Origin of the sequence: Streptomyces sp. NPDC052109 (genome assembly GCF_040680195.1) — a bacterium.
Taxonomy (GTDB): Bacteria; Actinomycetota; Actinomycetes; order Streptomycetales; family Streptomycetaceae; genus Streptomyces.
On record NZ_JBFAWF010000013.1, the window covers coordinates 1 to 19,180 of the forward strand.

Annotated in this window: 18 protein-coding genes, 1 tRNA gene and 4 pseudogenes; 10 read left to right on the top strand and 13 right to left on the bottom strand. The window is 70.3% G+C overall.

Features of this window, described 5'->3' with window-relative positions; all coding sequences use genetic code 11:
• Positions 1-85: 85 nt before the first annotated feature.
• On the bottom strand, positions 86-466 hold the full coding sequence (locus tag AB0L59_RS24800) for a hypothetical protein (protein WP_365587440.1): 381 nt from the start codon (positions 464-466) through the stop codon (positions 86-88).
• Positions 467-1,172: 706 nt separating this feature from the next.
• Entirely contained in the window at positions 1,173-1,760 is a 588-nt protein-coding gene (locus AB0L59_RS24805; RefSeq protein ID WP_365587443.1) for a TetR/AcrR family transcriptional regulator, read from the bottom strand.
• 62 nt (positions 1,761-1,822) lie between these two features.
• Between AB0L59_RS24805 and AB0L59_RS24810 the strand changes: the two genes are divergently transcribed.
• From AB0L59_RS24810 to AB0L59_RS24820, 3 genes are all read left to right on the top strand, one after another.
• Positions 1,823-2,668 (top strand): oxidoreductase, encoded by an 846-nt coding sequence (locus AB0L59_RS24810; protein ID WP_365587446.1) that lies wholly within the window; start codon positions 1,823-1,825, stop codon positions 2,666-2,668.
• A gap of 133 nt (positions 2,669-2,801) precedes the next feature.
• A complete protein-coding gene (locus AB0L59_RS24815; protein ID WP_365587448.1) occupies positions 2,802-3,644 on the top strand; it encodes an alpha/beta hydrolase in 843 nt (280 codons plus the stop codon).
• A 253-nt stretch (positions 3,645-3,897) separates the two neighbouring features.
• Positions 3,898-4,236 (top strand): hypothetical protein, encoded by a 339-nt coding sequence (locus tag AB0L59_RS24820; protein ID WP_365587451.1) that lies wholly within the window; start codon positions 3,898-3,900, stop codon positions 4,234-4,236.
• Between the two features lie 107 nt (positions 4,237-4,343).
• Here the strand turns inward: AB0L59_RS24820 and AB0L59_RS24825 are convergent, their stop codons facing one another.
• A complete protein-coding gene (locus AB0L59_RS24825) occupies positions 4,344-4,712 on the bottom strand; it encodes a hypothetical protein (protein ID WP_365587454.1) in 369 nt (122 codons plus the stop codon).
• Between AB0L59_RS24825 and AB0L59_RS24830 the strand changes: the two genes are divergently transcribed.
• Positions 4,687-5,133, top strand: a complete 447-nt coding sequence (locus AB0L59_RS24830; protein ID WP_365587457.1) for a hypothetical protein — start codon at positions 4,687-4,689, stop codon at positions 5,131-5,133. The genes AB0L59_RS24825 and AB0L59_RS24830 overlap by 26 nt on opposite strands.
• A gap of 326 nt (positions 5,134-5,459) precedes the next feature.
• Here AB0L59_RS24830 and AB0L59_RS24835 read toward each other — a convergent pair.
• From AB0L59_RS24835 to AB0L59_RS24850, 4 genes and pseudogenes are all read right to left on the bottom strand, one after another.
• Positions 5,460-5,558 (bottom strand): annotated as a pseudogene (locus AB0L59_RS24835) (NUDIX hydrolase); the annotation flags it as partial.
• A gap of 24 nt (positions 5,559-5,582) precedes the next feature.
• Positions 5,583-5,690: pseudogene (locus AB0L59_RS24840) on the bottom strand (IS5/IS1182 family transposase); the annotation flags it as partial.
• Between the two features lie 111 nt (positions 5,691-5,801).
• Entirely contained in the window at positions 5,802-6,203 is a 402-nt protein-coding gene (locus AB0L59_RS24845; RefSeq protein ID WP_365587460.1) for a TraR/DksA C4-type zinc finger protein, read from the bottom strand.
• 58 nt (positions 6,204-6,261) lie between these two features.
• On the bottom strand, positions 6,262-7,332 hold the full coding sequence (locus tag AB0L59_RS24850) for an NADH:flavin oxidoreductase/NADH oxidase (protein WP_365587463.1): 1,071 nt from the start codon (positions 7,330-7,332) through the stop codon (positions 6,262-6,264).
• Between the two features lie 458 nt (positions 7,333-7,790).
• On the opposite strand from AB0L59_RS24850, the pseudogene AB0L59_RS24855 reads away from it, so the two are divergent.
• Positions 7,791-8,057 (top strand): annotated as a pseudogene (locus tag AB0L59_RS24855) (tyrosine-type recombinase/integrase); the annotation flags it as partial.
• 81 nt (positions 8,058-8,138) lie between these two features.
• Here AB0L59_RS24855 and AB0L59_RS24860 read toward each other — a convergent pair.
• From AB0L59_RS24860 to AB0L59_RS24870, 3 genes are all read right to left on the bottom strand, one after another.
• A tRNA-Arg gene (locus tag AB0L59_RS24860) sits at positions 8,139-8,211 on the bottom strand.
• Positions 8,212-8,293: 82 nt separating this feature from the next.
• A complete protein-coding gene (locus tag AB0L59_RS24865; protein ID WP_365587465.1) occupies positions 8,294-9,922 on the bottom strand; it encodes an IclR family transcriptional regulator C-terminal domain-containing protein in 1,629 nt (542 codons plus the stop codon).
• Between the two features lie 126 nt (positions 9,923-10,048).
• A complete protein-coding gene (locus AB0L59_RS24870) occupies positions 10,049-11,347 on the bottom strand; it encodes a M6 family metalloprotease domain-containing protein (RefSeq protein ID WP_365587466.1) in 1,299 nt (432 codons plus the stop codon).
• Positions 11,348-11,689: 342 nt separating this feature from the next.
• Here AB0L59_RS24870 and AB0L59_RS24875 point away from each other — a divergent pair, with 342 nt between their 5' ends.
• Both AB0L59_RS24875 and AB0L59_RS24880 read left to right on the top strand, forming a co-directional pair.
• A complete protein-coding gene (locus tag AB0L59_RS24875; RefSeq protein ID WP_365587468.1) occupies positions 11,690-12,337 on the top strand; it encodes a helix-turn-helix domain-containing protein in 648 nt (215 codons plus the stop codon).
• A 166-nt stretch (positions 12,338-12,503) separates the two neighbouring features.
• Complete coding sequence (locus AB0L59_RS24880) at positions 12,504-14,048, top strand: MFS transporter (protein ID WP_365587470.1); 1,545 nt, start codon at positions 12,504-12,506, stop codon at positions 14,046-14,048.
• A gap of 10 nt (positions 14,049-14,058) precedes the next feature.
• On the opposite strand, the gene AB0L59_RS24885 is transcribed toward AB0L59_RS24880, so the two are convergent.
• Positions 14,059-14,568, bottom strand: coding sequence for a MarR family transcriptional regulator (locus AB0L59_RS24885; RefSeq protein WP_365587473.1), 510 nt, complete (start codon positions 14,566-14,568; stop codon positions 14,059-14,061).
• Positions 14,569-14,717: 149 nt separating this feature from the next.
• On the opposite strand from AB0L59_RS24885, the gene AB0L59_RS24890 reads away from it, so the two are divergent.
• Entirely contained in the window at positions 14,718-15,485 is a 768-nt protein-coding gene (locus AB0L59_RS24890) for a class III extradiol ring-cleavage dioxygenase (protein WP_365587927.1), read from the top strand.
• A gap of 13 nt (positions 15,486-15,498) precedes the next feature.
• On the opposite strand, the gene AB0L59_RS24895 is transcribed toward AB0L59_RS24890, so the two are convergent.
• On the bottom strand, positions 15,499-16,035 hold the full coding sequence (locus AB0L59_RS24895; RefSeq protein ID WP_365587476.1) for an N-acetyltransferase family protein: 537 nt from the start codon (positions 16,033-16,035) through the stop codon (positions 15,499-15,501).
• 193 nt (positions 16,036-16,228) lie between these two features.
• On the opposite strand from AB0L59_RS24895, the gene AB0L59_RS24900 reads away from it, so the two are divergent.
• Positions 16,229-17,227 (top strand): sigma-70 family RNA polymerase sigma factor, encoded by a 999-nt coding sequence (locus AB0L59_RS24900; RefSeq protein WP_365587478.1) that lies wholly within the window; start codon positions 16,229-16,231, stop codon positions 17,225-17,227.
• 689 nt (positions 17,228-17,916) lie between these two features.
• On the opposite strand, the pseudogene AB0L59_RS24905 reads toward AB0L59_RS24900, so the two are convergent.
• Positions 17,917-18,122: pseudogene (locus tag AB0L59_RS24905) on the bottom strand (MerR family transcriptional regulator); the annotation flags it as partial.
• Between the two features lie 173 nt (positions 18,123-18,295).
• Between AB0L59_RS24905 and AB0L59_RS24910 the strand changes: the two are divergent.
• Positions 18,296-19,168 carry a TetR family transcriptional regulator gene (locus AB0L59_RS24910; protein WP_365587481.1) on the top strand — a complete coding sequence of 291 codons (873 nt, stop codon included), beginning with the start codon at positions 18,296-18,298 and terminating at the stop codon, positions 19,166-19,168.
• The last annotated feature ends 12 nt before the right edge of the window (positions 19,169-19,180 follow it).

Below are 19,180 nucleotides of genomic sequence, written 5' to 3' on the forward strand. Positions count from 1 at the left end.
GCGTCAACGTCGTCTACGCCATGCTCCGCGATCGCAAGCCCTACGAAGGACGTCCCCAACTCCGCCTCATCGCTTGACATCAGCATTAGGCAGCCTCTCCAGGGGAGGGGTCGGAGACTGCCCGGAGGTGTCGGGCAATCAGGGTGGTGGGGACAGCCTCATCCCCGGTGGAGTCCGGGGCGGCAGCGGGAGTGGTGAGGGCCCCCTCCTCGGCCTCCTCCTGTACCCCTGCTGCGGGGCGCGGGAGGGGGGCGTTGCGGAGGGCTGAGAGGGCCTCGGGGATGCGTATCCCGAGGGTGGTAGTGACGTCCCACTCGTCGAAGCCGGTGTACTCCTCTCGCAGTTGGTCGAGGAGATCGGCAATGTGGATGCCCTTGCGCTTCTTCTCATGGGCGTCCTGCACGGCCTGGAGGATGACGATGCACAGCTCGCGCTCGGCGCGGGCCTGCACGTCGGCCGGGTCCATGGCGGGCGCGGTTTCCCGCGACCTCTCCCCCGCAGATTTTTCATGATCGTTTTGGGTTGTGGGCGGACCCCAGGGGAGGGGCCACCCGCGATCCCACGATTCCGGCCGAGACCAACCACGCGGCCAGCAGCCCGTAGGTGATCAGCGTGCCGTACCGGGCAAGAAGCGGCGCCAGGAAGGCGATGGCGCCCCCAGCTCGCCGACGATCACACCCGCACCGACGACGAGGGCCATCACCGCGGACACGAACAGGTCCTGCCGTGCGTCGGCGGAGTCCTGCTCCTTCGCGCCGGCCGTGCTGGCAGCCGAACATCGGCGACCGGGGCGCCGCCGTGGGCCTGCTGAGGCGGCTGCGCCGCCCGCACCGCGACATCACCCTTGTCTGGGCCGACGGCGGCTACACCGGCTCCCTCATCGACTGGTGCCGTCACAACTTCCCAGCACCGACGCCATCGTGCACCCCTCGATCACGGGGCCGAAACAAGACGCCGCATCCCTCCCTCATTCCGAGCCAGACCATGCCTGACCAGCGAAAATCAAGCGATCATGTTCGGTTGAGATACGGCTTCTCAGGTGGTGGCTTGTCCGGCCGGTCTGTCGGATGGGAGTGGACCCCGCGGCTTCGCCGTGCGGGGCCGGGCCGCCCCTCTGCGGTCCTCAGCAAGTGGAAGCTCTCGACCACGGGCGGCGCAGCCTCGTCGGCTCTTCATCCGTCCTGGTCGCGGACCAGTAGAGAGATCGCGTCGTCGATGAGGGAGGCACCGTCCTCCGTGGAGATTCGGCGGGTGCTGACGAGGACCGCGATTCCTTGCATGACGGCGGCGAGGAGCAGTTGTAGTCGGTGCGGGTCCTGAGGTCTGAGTTCTCCGGCCTCGATACTGCGGTCGATCAGGTTGCGGAAGGTCGCGAAAAGTCGTTCTGAGGCGACGCGCAGCCCCTCAGGGGCGTTGCCGTTCTTCGCGGTGAACATGAGGTCCAGGAGTGCGGTGTCGGTGACGGCGAAGTGCACGTATGCGGCTGCGGCAGCGCGGAATCGCTGCTTGTAGTCCACGGCGTCGGAACCGATCGCTGCTCCTACTTCGTCGGCGAGGCGGTTGAAGCCTCGCTCAGCGAGCGCGTCCAGCAATGCCTGTCGGTCAATGAAGTGGCTGCGAGGTGCGCCGTGGCTGACGCCGACCTGACGTGCCAGCTCACGCAGCGACAGCGCGTCGATACCGTCCTCACGCAAGGTTTGCTCCGCTTGGTCCAGGAGGGCGGCTCGCAGGTTCCCGTGATGGAAGGGCCTAGGGTTCACCCCTTCACCCTACCGGAAACTAGTCATTGACTACTTACTAGGCAGTGTCTAGTCTGGCGGTCATGAATCCCGATCTGACAGGCAAGACGGTCATCGTGACGGGCGCGAACAGCGGAATCGGTCTCGCCACCGCCAAGGCAATCGCCGGATACGGCGCACGCGTCGTGTTCGCGGTGCGCGACACGGCGAAGGGCAGGCGCGCCGCCGAAGCGACGCCCGGTGACACAGAGGTGCGGCAACTGGACCTGGCCGACCTGGCATCGATACGCCGTTTCGCCACCGACTGGCGGGACCCGATCCACCTACTGATCAATAACGCAGGCGTCTCAGTCCCCGAGCTCGAAAGGACCGCCGACGGATTCGAGCGAGCGTTCGGCACCAATCATCTCGGCGCCTTCGCCTTGACGAACCTGCTCCTTCCCCACGTCACCGGACGAGTGGTGTCACTGGCATCACAGGCGGAGCGAATGGGGCGGATCAACTTCGACGACCTCAACTGGGAGCACACCCCCTACAAACAGTCCCGCGCCTACGCAACGTCGAAGCTGGCAAACGTGCTGTTCTCGTCCGAGCTGCAACGTCGACTGAAGGCCGCCGGGTCGAGCGTGCTGGCGGTCGCGGCGCACCCCGGCTTCGTCGCTACGAACATCTACGACCGGTCGGCGGGGCTTGTCACCAGACTGATGCTCCGCCTGCTCGCGCAGGACCCGGAACATGGCGCCCTGCCGGTGCTCTATGCCGCCACCGGCGACGTCCCCGGCGACAGCTTCACCGGACCAGAACACTGGATGCACATGCGCGGCGGTGCCGAACTGATCGGCCGGTCCGAGACCGCGCAGGACACAGAGCTTGCCCGGCGCCTCTGGGATGCCTCGGAGACGCTCACAGGCGTGTCGTTCAGTCTTTGACAGTGCGCCGACGGTGCAAAAGAACGGAGCCCGGCTCTGCTGGAGGAGCAACCCGGCTGGAATCAGCGAGCCAGGCTTCAGGCGGCGGCCGGGGAGACCGGCCGGCCGAACCGAGAGGCGTCGGGTAAAACAAGTGAAACAGCTGAGCGCAAAGATCGACGGGCAGCAGATCTCTTACCTGGAGAGCCCTGCCGACCAGGGCGGCCAAGACGACAGTCGGACAGTCATCTTCGTTCACGGCAACTCGTCATCCGCCAGGACCTGGCTTCCGGTGATGAATGGTGATTTCGGCCATCGGTTTCGCTGCCTCGCGCTGGACCTGCCCGGTCACGGGCAGTCCGCGCCTGCCACGGACCCTGCCGACTACTCGCTGCCGGGATACGCGGCCGTGCTCACCGGCTTCGCGCAGGAGCTCGGTGTTCCCGACGCGGTCGTCGTCGGCTGGAGCATGGGCGGGCAGACCGCGATGGAGGCCGCACCTATGCTGCCGGACGCACGCGGCTTCGTCATTTTCGGCGCGCCGCCGATCGCGTCACCTGCGCAGATGGCGGAGGCGTTCCTGCCGAACCTGGCGATAGGCGCCCTTTTCGCCGAGCACGTCAGCGAATCCGAGGCAAAGCTGGCCGCTGAGAGCTTCACCGCGCCTGGCTCGCCGCTCGGGACCGGCGAGTTCGTGTCCGACATCCTGGCCACCGACGGCGCGGCACGCATAGGGCTGCAGTCCAGCGCTGGGGCGGCCCGGTTCGCGGACGAGATCACCATCGTCAAAGAGCTCCGCCAGCCGCTGGCCATCCTGCAAGGCGCCAACGAGCAGCTGGTCAGCCTCGACTACTTGCGCAAACTGGACATTCCCGCGCTGTGGCGCGGCGAGGTTCAAGTGATCCAAGGCGTCGGCCATGCCCCGCACCAAGAGGCACCGCAGCAGTTCGCCACCCTGGTGGCAGAGTTCATCGGCGACCTTGGTCACGAACAGTGACCCCACGATGGATCCGGGCAAGATCCTGCGCCACCCCGCCGAGGCCCTCCCTGCTGTCGATCCTCGTCAGGAACGGCGCCGACCGCCAAGACGCGGTCGAGCAGGGCCAGGACTGCCCCTGAGAACCGGAGTACGACCGCCAACCGTCCGTGATGTCGACGGACACGCCGACCTCCCCCCGGGACAAACTGATCTCCTTCTAGGGGACACGTGATCTCCCTGTCCGGCATGGCCGGACCTGCTTCTGCCGCTCGTGGAAGCGGATCTCGTACGTCCTGCCATGGACGGTGACCAACGGCCGCGCCGGTTTGCGCTTCTTGGACACCGCGATCTCGCCATGGCGGGCAAGGGCCTGCTCAGCGAGGAGTCGGGGAGCAGCGAGAGGACCCGGGGGAGGACCTCCACCGAGATCTCGAAGGCGCCGTGGGTCAGCGGTGACCGCGACGATCACGTCCTCGACATCGGTGATCACGCGCCTGCGCGCCGGCCTGATCCGATTCCACTCGGTGTCGTCCTCGCCGGTCCTCCTGAGCAGACCGAGGAAGAAGTCTCCCCGCCCCACCAGCGGAAACTCGACAATCGCGATCGGTAGGACAACGGCTTCTTAGGACGTCCTCAGCTCAACTACAGCGTCCTCATACGAACGGCCAGCAGGCTCAGCACCAGTTGCCCCACGCGATCAGGAGCAGTCATGAATGACTATGACCCGACAAGCCACTCGCCGGCGGACTCAGCCCCGGCGATGCAAGCACGCCGCCCGAGGGTGCGGCGGCTACTGTCGAAGAAGAAGGGCGGATTGATTGTGGCCGCCGGGCTGACGTGTGCGTTGGCCGGACTGGCCAATGCCGGAACGTCCGCCGCGGCGGTTTCCTCGTCGTCCGCGTTGTCCCTTTCTTCCACCGCCTCATCCTCACCGACCGCAACGCCCAGTCGGCCCGCCGGTGGCGGGCCCGTGGCTGGGCCGTCTGCCGGGGGTGCGACCGGCATCGTCGAGACCACGTCCACGTCGGGCTTCACTCTGTCAACGGCAATGGGTGTGAAGGTGACCGTCGACGAGGCGTCCTCCACGACCTACAACATGGGGACCCGCCGTGCCTCGGGGCGCGCCGTGAAGGAGGGCGCAAGCGTTCTCGTCCTGGGGACGGTCGACAGCGCGACCATCACGGCTACGAAGGTCATCGTGCAGCCCAAGGGTGACGGCGGAGTTGCGGCTGCCGAGGCGGCAGGGGTGATCCCCTTCAAGCAGGGAACGCCGTCACCGGCGAAGTCGGTCGGTCAGATCCCGGACTACATCGAGGGAGAGGGGACGATCGTCAGCGGGGCGGCGGCGGACAAGGCGACCAAGGCCGCGCAGGCCGTCGTCCCCGGAGGCATCAACGACCGGGTGGTGAAGCTGAGCAACGGCGAGTATGAGGTCCACAACATCAGCGTCAACTGGCCGCACCACATCTTCGTAAGCAAGAACTTCAAGGTCCTCGGCTACGAGTAGGCCCCGCGATAGTGCGCCGGTGCCCGTGGCTGGCTTGGGTCCCGTTGTGGCGTGCCGCCAGGGGCAATCCGGCCTTCTGGACCCACGGCGCATCAGCGTTCGCCGAGCGGAGCGAGGTCAGGATGTGGGCCGAGCTCCACAGGGCTGCCGACGGCTTCCTGCCCCCGCCGGCAGCCCCAAGACTCATGGCCACCGGCCCTATCCACTTGTGGGCGCGCGTGGGCGCAGCGCGGGCGGAGCGGGCCGGAGGCAGGAGCGTCGCCCGCAGCGGAGCCGGGAAGCGCGCCCGGCGGAGCGGAGCGCAGCCGGGGCTTGATGAACGTAGGGACCTCGTCGGGCGTGAGCCACTCGACGGCCGTCGTCTCACTGGACGTGCGCTCGGTGCCGGCCACTGGTTCGCAGCGGAAGACCAGGGCCACGACGCCCAGCTCCATGTTCTTGCAGACGGCGAGTTTGCGGTAGCAGATGAGGGTGCAGGCGATGCTCGTGTAAGCGAGGAAGCGGTCGGCCTTGCGTTCGTAGCGGCGGTGCGGTCGGCGGTATCCGATGAGCCAGGCCGTGTCGTCTCCTGATCAAGCCGGACGAAGGTCAGATGGTGAACGGCCGCCGGCGGAGGAACTCGGCATCTACCCGCACGCCGAGTTGGGGCAGGACGACATGTCGCGCCCTCAACTGTGCACCCTTAAACGAGCTTCGGACGCGCAGCGCACGCAGCTTTTCGCCGCCGGGCGAACTTCGAGGCGCTCCGTCGGGATCGGCTCACCGCATTGCACGCAGCGCCCGTAGTCGCCTCTCTCCAACCGCTCCAGAGCGCGATCGAGATCGTCCAGATGCTCGCGCGCCTGGGCCAGCAGGGCGGCGACGTGCGCCCGCTCGAAGGCCGTGCTCGCCCCCTCCGGGTCGTGCTCGTCGTCAATGGCCACCAGTGCGTTCGCCTCGACGATCCCTTCGAACTCACGGCTAAGGGCGGATATCTGCCGCAGCGTGCCCACACGGTCGGCCGCGAGCAGCGCCCGCATCGACTCGCCCTGGGGTGCGGGAAAAGCGGCATTGGTGCATTCATCGCTCATATCGGAGGAAACCTCATTGCCTTATGCCGAATTCCCGGGTGCTCGGGCGACGACGGCCTCAGCGATGACGTGGGCGGCCACGCTGGTACTGCTTCGGCCACGGGACGTCGTCACCGAGCACCTGGGCCGCGCGGAGCGGCCAGGTCGGGTTGCGCAGCAGTTCGCGCGCGAGCATGATCGCGTCGGCCGAGCGGTCCACGAGGATCTGGTCGGCCTGCTCCGGTGCGGTGATCAGGCCGACCGCGGAGACGGGCAGCGCCGCGCCCTCGCGGACGGTTCGGGCGAAGGGCACCTGGTAGCCGGGCTCCACTTCGATACGGGCGTTGTGGACGAGCCCGCCGCTGGTGATGTCCACCAGATCGACGCCGTGGGCCACCAGGTGCCGCGACAGCTCGACCGTCTCCTCCGGGGTCCAGCCGCCGTCGGCCCAGTCCGTGGCCGAGAAGCGCACGAACAGCGGGCGGTCCTTCGGCCACTGCGCCCGTACGGCGTCGGTGACCTGGACGAGGAAACGGCTGCGCCCGTCGAGATCGCCTCCGTACTCGTCGCTGCGGTAGTTGGACAGCGGTGACAGGAACTGGTGCAGCAGATAGCCGTGCGCGGCGTGGATCTCCAGGACCTCGAAGCCGGCGGACAGCGCCCGCGCGGCGGCCTCGCCGAAGGCCCGGACCAGAGCGCGGATGTCGTCCGCGCCGAGCTCCCGCGGGGCTGGCCAGTCGCCGAACGGCAGCGGTGACGGTGCGACCGTCTGCCATCCTCCGGCCTCCGGTTCGACGTACACGTCACCCTCCCAGGGCGGTGCCGTCGACGCCTTGCGGCCGGCATGGGAGATCTGGATGCCGGCAATGGCTCCCTGCCCGTGGACGAAGTCGGTGATCCGCTTGTACGCGGCGGCCTGCCCGTCATCCCAGATGCCGGCGTCGGAAGGGGTGATCCGGCCCTCAGGCTCCACTGCCGTGGCCTCCTGCATGACCAGGCCGGACCCGCCGCGTGCCAGGGAGCCGAGATGGACCAGATGCCAGTCCTGCGGATAGCCGTCGACCGAGCTGTACTGGCACATGGGAGCCACCCAGGCCCGGTTTGGGAAGGTCGTGCCGCGGAGGGTGAGCGGCGAGAAGAGACGGCTCATCGGAGGCCTCGCAGGAGGGATGTGGGACGCCGGGTGCCCCTCAGCCGTCGAGCCGTGACGGCCTGCATTCCTGCGGGGCGCCCCGCACGGTGGGTGCACCCGAGTACCCCGGCCGCTCGTGGCACACACCACCGGCCAGGCGCGCTCACCCGCGCGGATGTCCCTGGCCGTGGTCGGGGTGAGGCGGAGCACGTCGACGATGTCAACGGGGGCGGCGGCGCGCCGTTCCTCGACGTGCGCACCTGGGTCGTCGTCCTGATCGCCCTCTTCGGCGCCTGACTCTCGCACACCTTCCTGGCCCCCGCCATCGAGTCCGGCACGAGCTCCGGAGTGAGCGTCGTAAACGGCGCACACACCTAGACGAGTAGATAAGAGGAGGTCGCGGTGTTCCTGCCCAAGTACTCGGACAGCCCGACCCGCCGCCCGCCCACACCCACGCGCCGACCGACCCGGCCCCCGTCCGAGCCCGGAAGGCTGCGGGTGTCTCGGCCGAGCTGAATTTCCATGATCTGCGGCACACGGGCAACACGCTGGCCTCCGTGGCCGAGGCCAGCCCGCGGGAGCTGATGACTCGGATGGGCCACAGCAGCTCGCGCGCCGCGCTGATCTATCGGCACATGACCAGCGACCCGGAGCGGGCCACCGCCGATCGGCTCGGTGCGATGATCCAGGGAGGTGGGGGAGCGGCCTCCGACCTGTCCGAGAAGGATCCTGCGGGCCCGTAGTGGCACGCCTGTGGCACGACCCCTGAAACGCCGAAGGGCCAGCCTGGGAGGAAACCCCTCCTGAGCTGGCCCTTCTCTCGGTGCCCCCGGCAGGATTCGAACCTGCGACACCCGCTTTAGGAGAGCGGTGCTCTATCCCCTGAGCTACGAAGGCATTGCTCGTTCGGTGGCGATGCAGCCACCGCGGACAGTGTAGCGGGTGGTCCGTCGCGGTACGGGGCGGCGGGGGGAGTGAGTCAGGACGTCGGGACCGGGTTGAAGCGGGAGGCCGTGTGGAGGTCCGACTCGATGTGGGCGGCGGTCGTGCGGAGGGCGGGGAGGACGTCGTGGACGCAGTCCTCCAGGGTGCGGCGGGCCGCGTGCGTGGCCACGTTCAGCGCGGCGACCGCCCGGCCGGCCCGGTCCCGTACCGGTACGGCGACGGACCGCAGCCCGGACTCCAGTTCCTCGTCGGCCAGGGCGTACCCCTGGTCGCGCACCTCGGCGAGGGCCGGCGGGAGGGGGGAGGCGGTGTCCGCCAGGAGGACGCGGCCCAGGGAGGTCGCCGCGGCGGGCAGGCGGGCGCCGACGGTGACGTGCACCGTGAGGACCCGGCTCGGGCCCGCCCCGGCGGTGTACTGGATCTCCGAGCCATCGGGCGTCAGCACCGCCAGCGCCGTCGGTTCGTGCAAACGGTCCGTGAGGGAGCGCAGGTGGGGTTCGGCCAGGCGGGGGAGCGTGGTGCGGGACAGCGGCGGGAAGCCGAGGTCCAGGACGCGCGGGGTGAGGGCGAAGGTGCGGTCGGGGCGGGCGAGCACCAGGCCGAGGTGTTCGTGGGTGAGCAGCGCGCGGCGGGCCGTGGCCCGGGCGAGCCCGGTCGCCCGTGCCACCTCGCTCAGGGACAGCGCCGCGCGGCCCTCGCCGAAGGCGGTCGGCACGGTCAGGCCGCGCGCCAGGGACTCCACGAAGTCCCGGCCCAGCTGGTGCTTGGACTCCGTCGTCCAGGTCGCCAGGCCCGCGGGGGGCGGCCCCGGCGCGGGCGGTGGTGCCGTGCGCAGGTCGGACTCCATCGCCGCCACCGCTGTACGCAGGCGCGGCAGGAGGCTGGTGCGCAGGTCGGCCGCGGAGTGCCGGCTGGTGTGGCTGACCACGCTCGCCACGCAGGCCAGGCGGCCGGTGCCCGGATCCCGCACGGGTACGGAGACGGCGACCAGGCCCGGTTCGATCAGCTGGTCGTCCACCGCCCAGCCGTCCCGGCGCGCCCGCTCCACCTGGTGCGGGAAGGCCGCGTCGTGCGGGAAGGCCGGGTCGTCGGTGGGTGTCTGACGGGGCGGTACGGCGGGAAAGGCCGCGTCCGTCGGGTCGGCCGCGCGCCGGGCACGCCAGCGGGCCCAGTCCGGCTCGCTCCACTCGGTGGCGAACAGCGGCCCCGGTGCGGTGCGTTCGGCCGGCAGCAGGTCGCCGATGCGGAAGCTCACGGACAGCGCGCGGCGGCGGGTGGCCTGGTGGATGAAGCGGATGCCGTCGAGGTCGGCGACCGCGAGCGACACCGACTCGTCCAGTTCGTCGGCGAGGGCGTCGGCGCGGGCGCCGAGCAGCGCGGGCAGCCGCAGGGCGGCGAGGTAGGCGTTGCCCAGTTCCATCACGCGGGGGGTCAGGACGACGTCCCGGCCGTCGAGGCGGACGTAGTCCATGCGGGAGAGGGTCGCGGTGATGCGGTCGACCGTGGAGCGGGCGAGGCCGGTGGCGCGTTCCAGCGCGCTCGGCGTCAGCGTGCCGCCCGCCTCGGTCAGCCGCCGCAGCACCCCGACCCCGCGCAGCAACGGCCCGACCGTTTCCCCCGCTTCGGCGCGGGCGTCGGCATTCGGGGCGGTCTTCGCGGGCATCGGCTCTCCGGTACGGCAGAGGGGCACGCCTACGGTAATCCCGCCCGGCGTCCCTCCGCCCCAAGTGCCGGCCGTGACCGGCCAGGGAGCTCCGGCCGCCCCGGGGCCACGCCTGCCCGCCGGGTCCTACGCCCGTGTCACCCGCACCTTGTAGTTCCCGTCGGCGTCCGTGCCGACCACCTCGACGGTGATGCCGTGGGCCGGGTCCTTGAAGGTCTCGCCGGGGGAGAAGGGGGCGTCGGAGAGTTCCGCCTGGACGTTGGGGCTGCGCGTGCAGCCGCCGCTGCCCCGGTGGCTGTCGTACACCGTGACCGGACCGCGTCCGGTGTCGACGGTGCCGTCCACCTTGTAGATCAGCACGCCCGGTTTGCACACCGCCTCGTCGTTGCCGCCCGGCGCGCGGACCTCCAGCGCGTACGAGCTCTGCGCGTTGACGGGCACGAGGATGAGCTTTCCGCCGCCCGGCTTGTACAGCGGCGACAGCAGGTACTCGACGCTGCCCCGGATCGCCGCGCAGCCCACCTGGGAGCCGTCCAGCCAGCCCAGCTTCCACTTGTGCCAGGCGAGCAGGTCGTTGTCGGCCCCCCAGTCCTCGCTCATGATGTCCCAGTGCCCGACCGCGCCCCCGCCCTCCTGCGTGTACAGGTCGGGCAGGCCGAAGGTGTGGCCGTTCTCGTGGGGCAGCACGCGGTAGCCGGTGCGGGGGAAGGAGCCGGAACCGTCGTCCTGGCGGGAGTAGATGAAGGACGCGTTGGCGACGGTGACGCCGTCGGCGACCGGGGCGTCGGTGTTGCCGGCGAAGGTCACGGACAGGACGGTGTCCAGGGCGGAGGGGCCGGCGTTCGGGGTGACCAGGACGTTGAGGATGTCGTACGAGCGGAAGTCCACCCTCGGGTCGGCCGCGGCCACGATGTCCTTCACCAGCTGCCGGTAGCCGGGATCGAAGGGCGCGCCGCGCTCTATGCCGTACTGCTTGAAGGGCTTGGGCATCCGCAGCCATGTGGTGATCGGCGTCTGGGGCCGGTAGTCGAGGCGGCCGTAGGACGCGGTGCGGAACCACTCCTGGGTCTGCGGGAAGAACTCGTGGAAGCGGTCCATCGCGCTGCCCTGCCCGGGGGCGTCGGAGAAGTCGATCATCAGGGTCAGGGCGCGGACCGTGCCGGTGGAGTGGGCGTAGCCGCGCGGGGTGGGCAGGCCCTCGGTCATCTGTATGTCGACGGCGCCGTGGACCATACAGGGGGTGGAGCGGGCCAGGCCGGCGGGGCCGGCGGTGGTGGGCGCCGTCAGGTGTCCGGCCCCGGCCGAGGTGCTGACGGCGAAGGTCAGCGCGGTCACCACGGCGAGAGCGCCCATCCGGCGCAGGCGTATGCGGCTGCGGCGCGGGCGGCCGGCGCGTATGTGGCGGCGGGGCGGCTGCGGCTGCATGCATGGACCTCTCGCTCCACGGCAGCCGCGGGTCTCCGGCTGCACCCATGCGATCACCCTGTGTCGGAGGGGTGCGGGGCGCGCGCTGGACGAGACCGATCGTGGGAATGCGGGTCCGCACGAGGGTGAATCCCGGCGGAATATGAGTGTGGCTCAGGTCACATAGATTCTTCTCCTGGGCGGGAAATATCCGGGGAGCCTCTCCCCGTTTAGTCATGTGTCCGAGCGAAACAGGGACCGGCTCCCCGGATCACCCTCTGACCTCGGAAGAGACTTCCGAACAGCTCCGACGGCTTCCCACAGCTCCAACAGCTTCCGTATCGCCACCGAGGAGAGTCCACCGTGCCGACCGCGACCACCCCCGCACCGCGCAAGGCGCCCCGGCCCCGTGCCGACGCAGTGCGCAACCGGGAGCGGATCGTCACCGCCGCCCGGGAGATGTTCGTCGAGCACGGCCCGGACGTGCCGCTCGACGAGATCGCCCGCCGGGCCGGCGTCGGCAACGCCACGGTGTACCGCAACTTCCCCGACCGCGAGGCCCTCGTCCGTGAGGTCGTCTGCTCCGTCATGGACCGTACGGCCGAGGCGGCCGAGGTGGCCCTCGCCGAGACCGGGGACGCCTTCGCCGCACTGGAGCACTTCGTGCACGCCGCCGCCGACGAGCGGATCAGCGCGCTGTGCCCGATGATCTCCAGCAGTTTCGACCAGCACCACCCCGACCTGGAGGCCTCCCGCGAGCGCGTCGAACAGCTCGTGGACGAGGTCATGGGCCGGGCCCGGGCGGCCGGTCAGCTCCGGCCCGACGTCGGCGTCGGCGACGTGATGATCGCCGTGGCCCAGCTGAGCCGGCCCCCGGCCGGCACGGACTGCCTGCACAGCGACCGTTTCGTCCACCGTCACCTGCAGCTGTTCCTCGACGGCCTGCGGGCGCCCGCCCGCTCCACCCTGCCGGGCACGGCCGTGACCATCGAGGAGCTGCGCGCGTGCTGACCGATTAGTTCGGCTCCCGACCCCAGTCCACCCGTAGGCCGACCCGGCGCTCCGGCCGTCACCGTCGACGAGCCGCACCCTGAGTTTCCGTTTTTTCGCCCTGCTCCCTCTTTTCTCGATCTTTCCCGCACATTTTCCGTCACGAAGTCCCGAAGTGGGTATCCCCATGTCCGAAACAGCCCTCAAGGCTCGCGGCGCCGCCGCGCCGGCCGGCGACGCCAACCGCTGGAAGGCGCTCGTCTTCATCGCGCTCGCCCAGCTGATGGTCGTCCTCGACGCCACCATCGTGAACATCGCCCTGCCCTCCGCCCAGACCGACCTCGGCATATCCGACGGCAACCGGCAGTGGGTCGTCACGGCCTACGCCCTCGCCTTCGGCGGCCTGCTGCTCTTCGGCGGCCGGATCGCCGACAAGTGGGGCCGCAAGCGCGCCTTCGTCACCGGCCTGGCGGGCTTCGCCCTCGCCTCCGCGCTCGGCGGTGCCGCCACCACCGGCCCGATGATGTTCGGTGCACGCGCCCTCCAGGGCGTCTTCGGCGCCCTGCTCGCCCCGGCCGCGCTGTCCCTGCTCGCGGTGATGTTCACCGACGCCAAGGAGCGCGCCAAGGCGTTCGGCATCTACGGCGCGATCGCCGGCGGTGGCGGTGCGGTAGGCCTGATCCTCGGCGGTTTCCTCACCGAGTACCTGAACTGGCGCTGGACCTTCTTCGTGAACGTCCCGTTCGCCGTCGTCGCCGCGGCCGGTGCCTACTTCGTCATCCGTGAGCCCGAGGGCGGCCGCAACCGCTCCCCGCTCGACATCCCCGGCGTGATCCTGTCCACCCTCGGCCTGGTCGCGCTCGTCTACGGCTTCACCCGCGCCGAGTCCGACGGCTGGGGCGACGGCGTGACCGTCTCGATGTTCGTCGCGTCCGCGGTACTGCTGCTGTCCTTCGTGGTCGTCGAGTCCCGGGTCAAGGCCCCGCTGCTGCCGCTGCGCGTGGTGACCGACCGCAACCGCGGCGGCATCTACCTCTCCCTCGGCCTCGCGATCATCGGCATGTTCGGTCTGTTCCTCTTCCTGACCTACTATCTGCAGGTCGTGAAGGGCTACTCGCCGGTCAAGACCGGCTTCGCCTTCCTGCCGATGGTGGCCGGCATGATCACCGGCTCCACCCAGATCGGCACCCGGCTGATGACCCGGATCCCGGCCCGCTTCCTGATGGGCCCCGGCTTCCTGGTCGCCGCGCTCGGCATGCTGATCCTGACCCAGCTGAAGGTCGACTCCGCGTACGGCACCCAGCTGCTGCCCGCGATGGTGCTGCTCGGTCTCGGTATGGGTACGGCCTTCATGCCGGCGATGTCCCTGGCCACCCAGGGCGTCCAGCCCCGGGACGCCGGTGTCGCCTCCGCGATGGTCAACACCTCGCAGCAGGTGGGCGGCGCGATCGGTACCGCCCTGCTGAACACCATCGCCGCCTCGGCGACCACCTCGTACATCAAGGACCACATCGCCGGTGCCACCGCCAGGCCCCAGCAGCAGCTGGTGCAGCTCCAGGGCATGGTGCACGGCTACAGCACCGCGATCTGGTTCGCCGTCGGCATCCTGGCTCTGGCCGCCCTGATCGCCTTCACCTTCGTCAACGCCGGCCGCCCGGGCGGCACCGAGGTGATCGTCGGCGAGGGCGCGGGCGCCGAGGACGAGCTGCCGGTGCCGGTGGTGGCCCACTGACCGTGAACCGCTAGCGGAGCCAGGGCAGGTCCGCACCCGCTTCGTTGGGCTGGAGGCCCTCGGCGACGATCTCCATGATCTCGCCGAGGGCCTTCTGCTGTTCCGGGCTGAGCCGTTCGAACATCGCCTGCCGTACGGCGGCCACATGGCCGGGCGCGGTACGCCTGAGCACCTCGGCGCCCTCCTCGGTGAGCACCGCGAACTGGCCGCGCTTGTCGGAGGAGCAGTCCTCGCGCCGCACCCAGCCGTTCTTCTCCAGCCGCGCGATCGCGTGCGACAGCCGGGAGCGGGTGATCTTCGCCTGCATCGCCAGCTCGGTCATCCGCAGCCGCCGGCGCGGGGCCTCGGCGAGGCCGACGAGCAGCCCGTAGTAGATGTGCGGCATGCCCGCGTCGCGCTGCAACTGCCGGTCGAGGTGGTCCTCCAGCAGGGTGGTGGCGTGCAGATAGGCGCGCCAGACGCGCTGTTCCTCGTCGGTGAGCCAGCGGGGCCGCGCGGCGGAGTCGGGTGCCGTGTTCATGTGTCCCACTGTACGAGGCATCTCCTTGAAACTTGAACAAGTAAGGCGTACCGTCGACGTACAACTTGAGAGTTAAAGCAATGTCGTCCACGGGAGCCGCTGCCATGTCCACCGCCGCCCAGGAGAAGCCCGCCGCCGGGCCGGAGCGCATGCCCGCCCTGTACCTCAGCCACGGCGCCCCGCCGCTCGCCGACGACCCCATTTGGCCCGGTGAGCTCGCCGCCTGGTCCGCCGGCCTGCCCCGCCCCAAGGCGATCCTCATGGTCTCCGCCCACTGGGAGGAGGCCCCGCTCGCGGTGGGCGCGGTCCGGACGGTCCCGCTCGTCTACGACTTCTGGGGCTTCCCCGAGCACTACTACCAGGTGCGCTACGACGCCCCCGGCGCACCCGAGCTGGCCGCATCCGTGCGCAAGCTGCTGCGTGCCCCCGGCATCCCCGTCCAGGACATCCCCGAGCGCGGTCTCGACCACGGCGCCTACGTCCCGCTCGTCGAGATGTACCCCGCCGCCGACATCCCCGTCCTGCAGATCTCCATGCCCACCCTGGACCCGGTCCGCCTGATGGACGTCGGCCGCAAGCTCGCGCCGCTGCGCGACGAGGGCGTGCTGATCGTCGGCTCCGGCTTCTTCACCCACAATCTGGCCGCCCTGCGATACGCGGGGTCCGGTGTGCCGAGCTGGTCCTCCGAGTTCGACGACTGGGGCCGCCGCGCCCTCCAGGCCCGCGACTGGGACGCCCTGCTCGACTTCCTGAACAAGGCCCCGGCCGGCCGCTACGCCCACCCCCGTACCGAACACTTCGCCCCGCTCTTCGTCACCATGGGCGCGGCGGAGGCCGGCGGTGAGCTCGACGCGCAGAAGTCCGTGATCGACGGGTTCTGGATGGGGATGGCGAAGCGGTCCGTGCAGTTCGGCTGACCGCCGGCGCGGGCTACAGGTCCTTCTCGTACCAGGCCACGTCCCAGTAGCGGCCGAACTTGCGGCCGACCTCGCGGTACGTGCCGACGTACCGGAAGCCGAAGCGGGCGTGCAGCCGCTCGGAGGCCTCGTTGGGCTGGGCGATCCCGGCGTAGGCGCGGTGCACGTCCTCGTCGGCCAGCGCATGGAAGAGGGCGTCGTAGAGCAGCGTGCCGATGCCGCGCCGGCCGGTGGTGCCGCCTCCGGGGGAGTCCGGGGCGAGATACACCGAGACCTCCACGGACGTGCCGTACGCGGGCTTCGGCCGGTAAGGGCTGGATGTGGCGTACCCCAGAATCTCCTGTGACTCCGCGCACGTGGCAACCATCAGGCGGTGCGGGCCGTCTTCCGGGTGGGAGAGCAGCCAAGGGCGGCGCTCTTCCGGAGTGAAGATCGCGGTATCGAATGTGATGGCCGTCTCGCGTACGTAGTGGTTGTAGATCGCCGTGAGGGCGTCGAGATCCCCCTCGACTCCTGGTCTGACCTGCGCCTCTGTACGTTCCGTCGGCATCTCGCCTCCCATGTGGCGGAACAGGGTACTGCATGATCAGAAAAATTGGGGTGCGGGTTGGGAATTCTGTCCGGATTCCAGTCGTTGTTTCCGTCGGATGCAGGGCACTCGGAGAGAGTCGCCAGAGACACTCCCCCCGCTGCCGAGCGTTCAGCAGGACCACCCGCCAGCCCACCATCGCAAGGGAGCACGCATGGCAACCCGTGCCGTCGCCCGTCGTCAGTCCGCCACCGGCGAGACGGCCGACTCGGCAAGCAGTGTTCGCGCACACGGCGGCGAGATCGCGGACCGCGACCTGGTCGGCATGTACCTCGACGAGATCGCGCGTACGCCGCTGCTCGACGCCGCAAAGGAAGTCGAGCTGTCCCAGACCATCGAGGCGGGTGTCTTCGCGCAGCAGATCCTCGACGGTGAGGAGGAGTCGGCCTCGACCGCCTCCCGCGAGGAGCTGCAGGCGCTGGTGGCCGCCGGTGAGCGGGCGAAGGACGTCTTCATCCGTTCCAACCTCCGCCTGGTCGTGGCGGTGGCCCGGCGCTACCCGCGAAGCGGCCTGCCCCTGCTCGACCTGATCCAGGAGGGCAACGCCGGACTGGTGCGCGCGGTCGAGAAGTTCGACTACCGCAAGGGCTTCAAGTTCTCGACGTACGCCACCTGGTGGATCCGTCAGGCCATCACCCGCTCCATCGCCGACCAGTCCCGCACCATCCGGCTCCCCGTCCACCTGGTGGAGGAGCTGGGCCGCATCCGCCGCGTGCAGCGCGAGTTCAACCGTGAGAACGGCCGCGACCCGGAGCCCGCGGAGATCGCCAAGGAGCTGGGTGCGAGTCCGGAGCGCGTCATCGACGTCCTCGACTGGGCCCGTGACCCGGTCTCGCTGAACATGTCGGTGGACGACGAGGGCGAGACCCAGTTCGGCGACCTGCTGGAGGACACGTCCGCGGTGTCGCCGGAACAGTCGGTGCTGACGCTGCTCCGCAGCGAGGAACTGGACGACCTGATCGGCCGCCTGGACCAGCGCACGGCCTCCATCATCAAGATGCGCTACGGCATCGAGGACGGCCGCGAGCGCACCCTGACCGAGGTCGGCAAGGAGCACGGCCTGACCCGCGAGCGCATCCGCCAGATCGAGAAGCACGCCCTGCTCGAACTGAAGAAGCTGGCCCGCCAGACCGGCTTCGACGCGGCGGCGTAACGGAGTTCGGTGCGGGGAGCCGGCGCCGGTGCCGTGAGAGGGCCGGGCGCCGTCGGGTGCGGGTACGGCGTGCTTGGGGCACGCCCCCACGCTTGGCGGTTGCCGGCCTGCGGCGCCCGTGGGCGTACGGTGCGCCGGGGCCCGGGGTGTCTGCGGACGTGCCGCTCGCCGGGGCGCGTGTGATCCCTGTGGGCGTACGGTGCCTGGGGGAGCGCACGCCGGTCGCGGAAGACGGCGCAAACATGGCGTGGTCCCATCGCTTCAACTCCCGGGCCCGCGGGAACAACCTCTCCGGGCCCCACAGCAGCCAGGCCCGGGAACCGCACTCCCCCTGCACCACACAGACCGGCCGACCCACGCGCCCACTCGGCACGACCCACGCCCCCACAGCCACGTCCCGACGCACATCCCCCCCCGGCGCCGGGACCTTCCCGAGCCGGGTCTCGGTACCCACCCCCCGGGTGCCGAGACCCGGCTTCATTTGTGTCGGCTGTCTCCGCCGTATCCGCGCGCCGCAGGCTCACGGTTCGTCAACTGCGAGACCCTGTTCCCGACTTGAGGGTCCTCTCGGGTCACCTGCTGTCCGCTGCGCACAGGACCTCATCAGGCCACTGCCGCCCGGACCCGCAGCGCACTCGCCGCCCAGTCGATGACGGCGTCAAAGGCACCGGGACCGGCCGGCCGTTGACGAGGGCGAGCGGTCGGTCCACGATCCGCCGGATCACCTCCAGGCCGAGGCCGAGCTCGCGCAGCGTCCGTACGAGCGCCGGCCGGGCGACGGCCTCGGGGCCGTAGCGGCGACAACCGGCCGGGGTCGGGCCTGGAAGCGAATCGTCGTGACCGACAGCCCGGTACGTCGGGCCAGCTCACCGATCGGGTAGGTGCCGCCGTGCATGAGCCCCACCCTCGGCTCGCCCCTTGCGGGAGACCCAAGTCTGCTTGCGGGAGACTCAAGTCTGCGCGGGTGAGGGGACGGTGGCCCGTCCTGGACGGCGGCCCACCCCGTACCTGAACCCCGGGGTGGACCGCCGGATGGCAGATTCTGCCACAGGGACATAATCTGCCGGGATGAGCACCACCTCCGGCAGCACCTCCGGCACCTCCCACCAGCAGATTTCCGCCTCCTCGCCCCTTTCGCTGACCGAGCGCCGGAAGGCCGAGACCCGGATGGAGATCGCCCGCGCCGCGGCCGCCCTGTTCGTCCGCCAGGGCCTGAAGGCGACCCGCGCCGAGGACATCGCGCAGGCCGCGGGCATCGCACCGCGGACGTTCTACCGCTACTTCGCCACCAAGGAGGAAGCGGTCGCCCCCCTCTACGCGGCGGGCGCCCAGCGCTGGGCGGAAGCGGTCCGCTCGGCCCCGGCCCACCTCACGGTCCCCGAGGCCCTGGAACACGCCGTCCACCACACCCTCACCCCCGGCGCGGGCGTCTCGGCGGCGTCCTGGGAATGGGTCCGCACCCTGATCCGCCTGGCCGGCACCAGCCCCGCCCTGCGCAAGGTCTGGGCCGAGGTCTGCCAGGAATCGGACCGCACCCTGGCCGACGTCCTTGCGGCCCGGATGCGGTCAACGGAGGCTGGAGGGCACCGAGTTGGAGTCGACGAAGCCGAGGCCGGGGAAGCGGGCGGTGTCGATGAGGGCGGGGCGGGCGCTGGGCGCCAGGCGGGCGGGCGACACAGGGGCCCCGGCGACAACGTTGCCTCGCGCCCAGCGACCCCTGCACCGGCCACCCCGGACCCCCGATCGGTCCTGTCGGACTCGCGGCCGGCCACCCCGGACCTCCGCTTCGCCGCGGCCGTCGCGGGCGCAGCCGTTCGCGTGGCCGTGGAGTCCTGGGCCGCCACCTCCTCCCCGCCCACCGGCCCGGAAGGCCCCGCGGCCCTGGCGCTGCGCAACCTCGCGTCCTTGCGGGGTTTTCAGTGGGAGGGCGTGGAGGGCTAGGGCCGGTCGAGG

Bases quoted from the DNA above. Each gene is read 5' to 3' on its own strand.
- AB0L59_RS24800 (WP_365587440.1), bottom strand. From the start codon at position 466: ATGGACCCGGCCGACGTGCAGGCCCGCGCCGAGCGCGAGCTGTGCATC.
- AB0L59_RS24810 (WP_365587446.1), top strand. From the start codon at position 1,823: ATGAATCCCGATCTGACAGGCAAGACGGTCATCGTGACGGGCGCGAAC.
- AB0L59_RS24845 (WP_365587460.1), bottom strand. From the start codon at position 6,203: ATGAGCGATGAATGCACCAATGCCGCTTTTCCCGCACCCCAGGGCGAG.
- AB0L59_RS24850 (WP_365587463.1), bottom strand. From the start codon at position 7,332: ATGAGCCGTCTCTTCTCGCCGCTCACCCTCCGCGGCACGACCTTCCCA.
- AB0L59_RS24865 (WP_365587465.1), bottom strand. From the start codon at position 9,922: ATGCCCGCGAAGACCGCCCCGAATGCCGACGCCCGCGCCGAAGCGGGG.
- AB0L59_RS24870 (WP_365587466.1), bottom strand. From the start codon at position 11,347: ATGCAGCCGCAGCCGCCCCGCCGCCACATACGCGCCGGCCGCCCGCGC.
- AB0L59_RS24880 (WP_365587470.1), top strand. From the start codon at position 12,504: ATGTCCGAAACAGCCCTCAAGGCTCGCGGCGCCGCCGCGCCGGCCGGC.
- AB0L59_RS24885 (WP_365587473.1), bottom strand. From the start codon at position 14,568: ATGAACACGGCACCCGACTCCGCCGCGCGGCCCCGCTGGCTCACCGAC.
- AB0L59_RS24890 (WP_365587927.1), top strand. From the start codon at position 14,718: ATGCCCGCCCTGTACCTCAGCCACGGCGCCCCGCCGCTCGCCGACGAC.
- AB0L59_RS24895 (WP_365587476.1), bottom strand. From the start codon at position 16,035: ATGCCGACGGAACGTACAGAGGCGCAGGTCAGACCAGGAGTCGAGGGG.
- AB0L59_RS24900 (WP_365587478.1), top strand. From the start codon at position 16,229: ATGGCAACCCGTGCCGTCGCCCGTCGTCAGTCCGCCACCGGCGAGACG.
- AB0L59_RS24910 (WP_365587481.1), top strand. From the start codon at position 18,296: ATGAGCACCACCTCCGGCAGCACCTCCGGCACCTCCCACCAGCAGATT.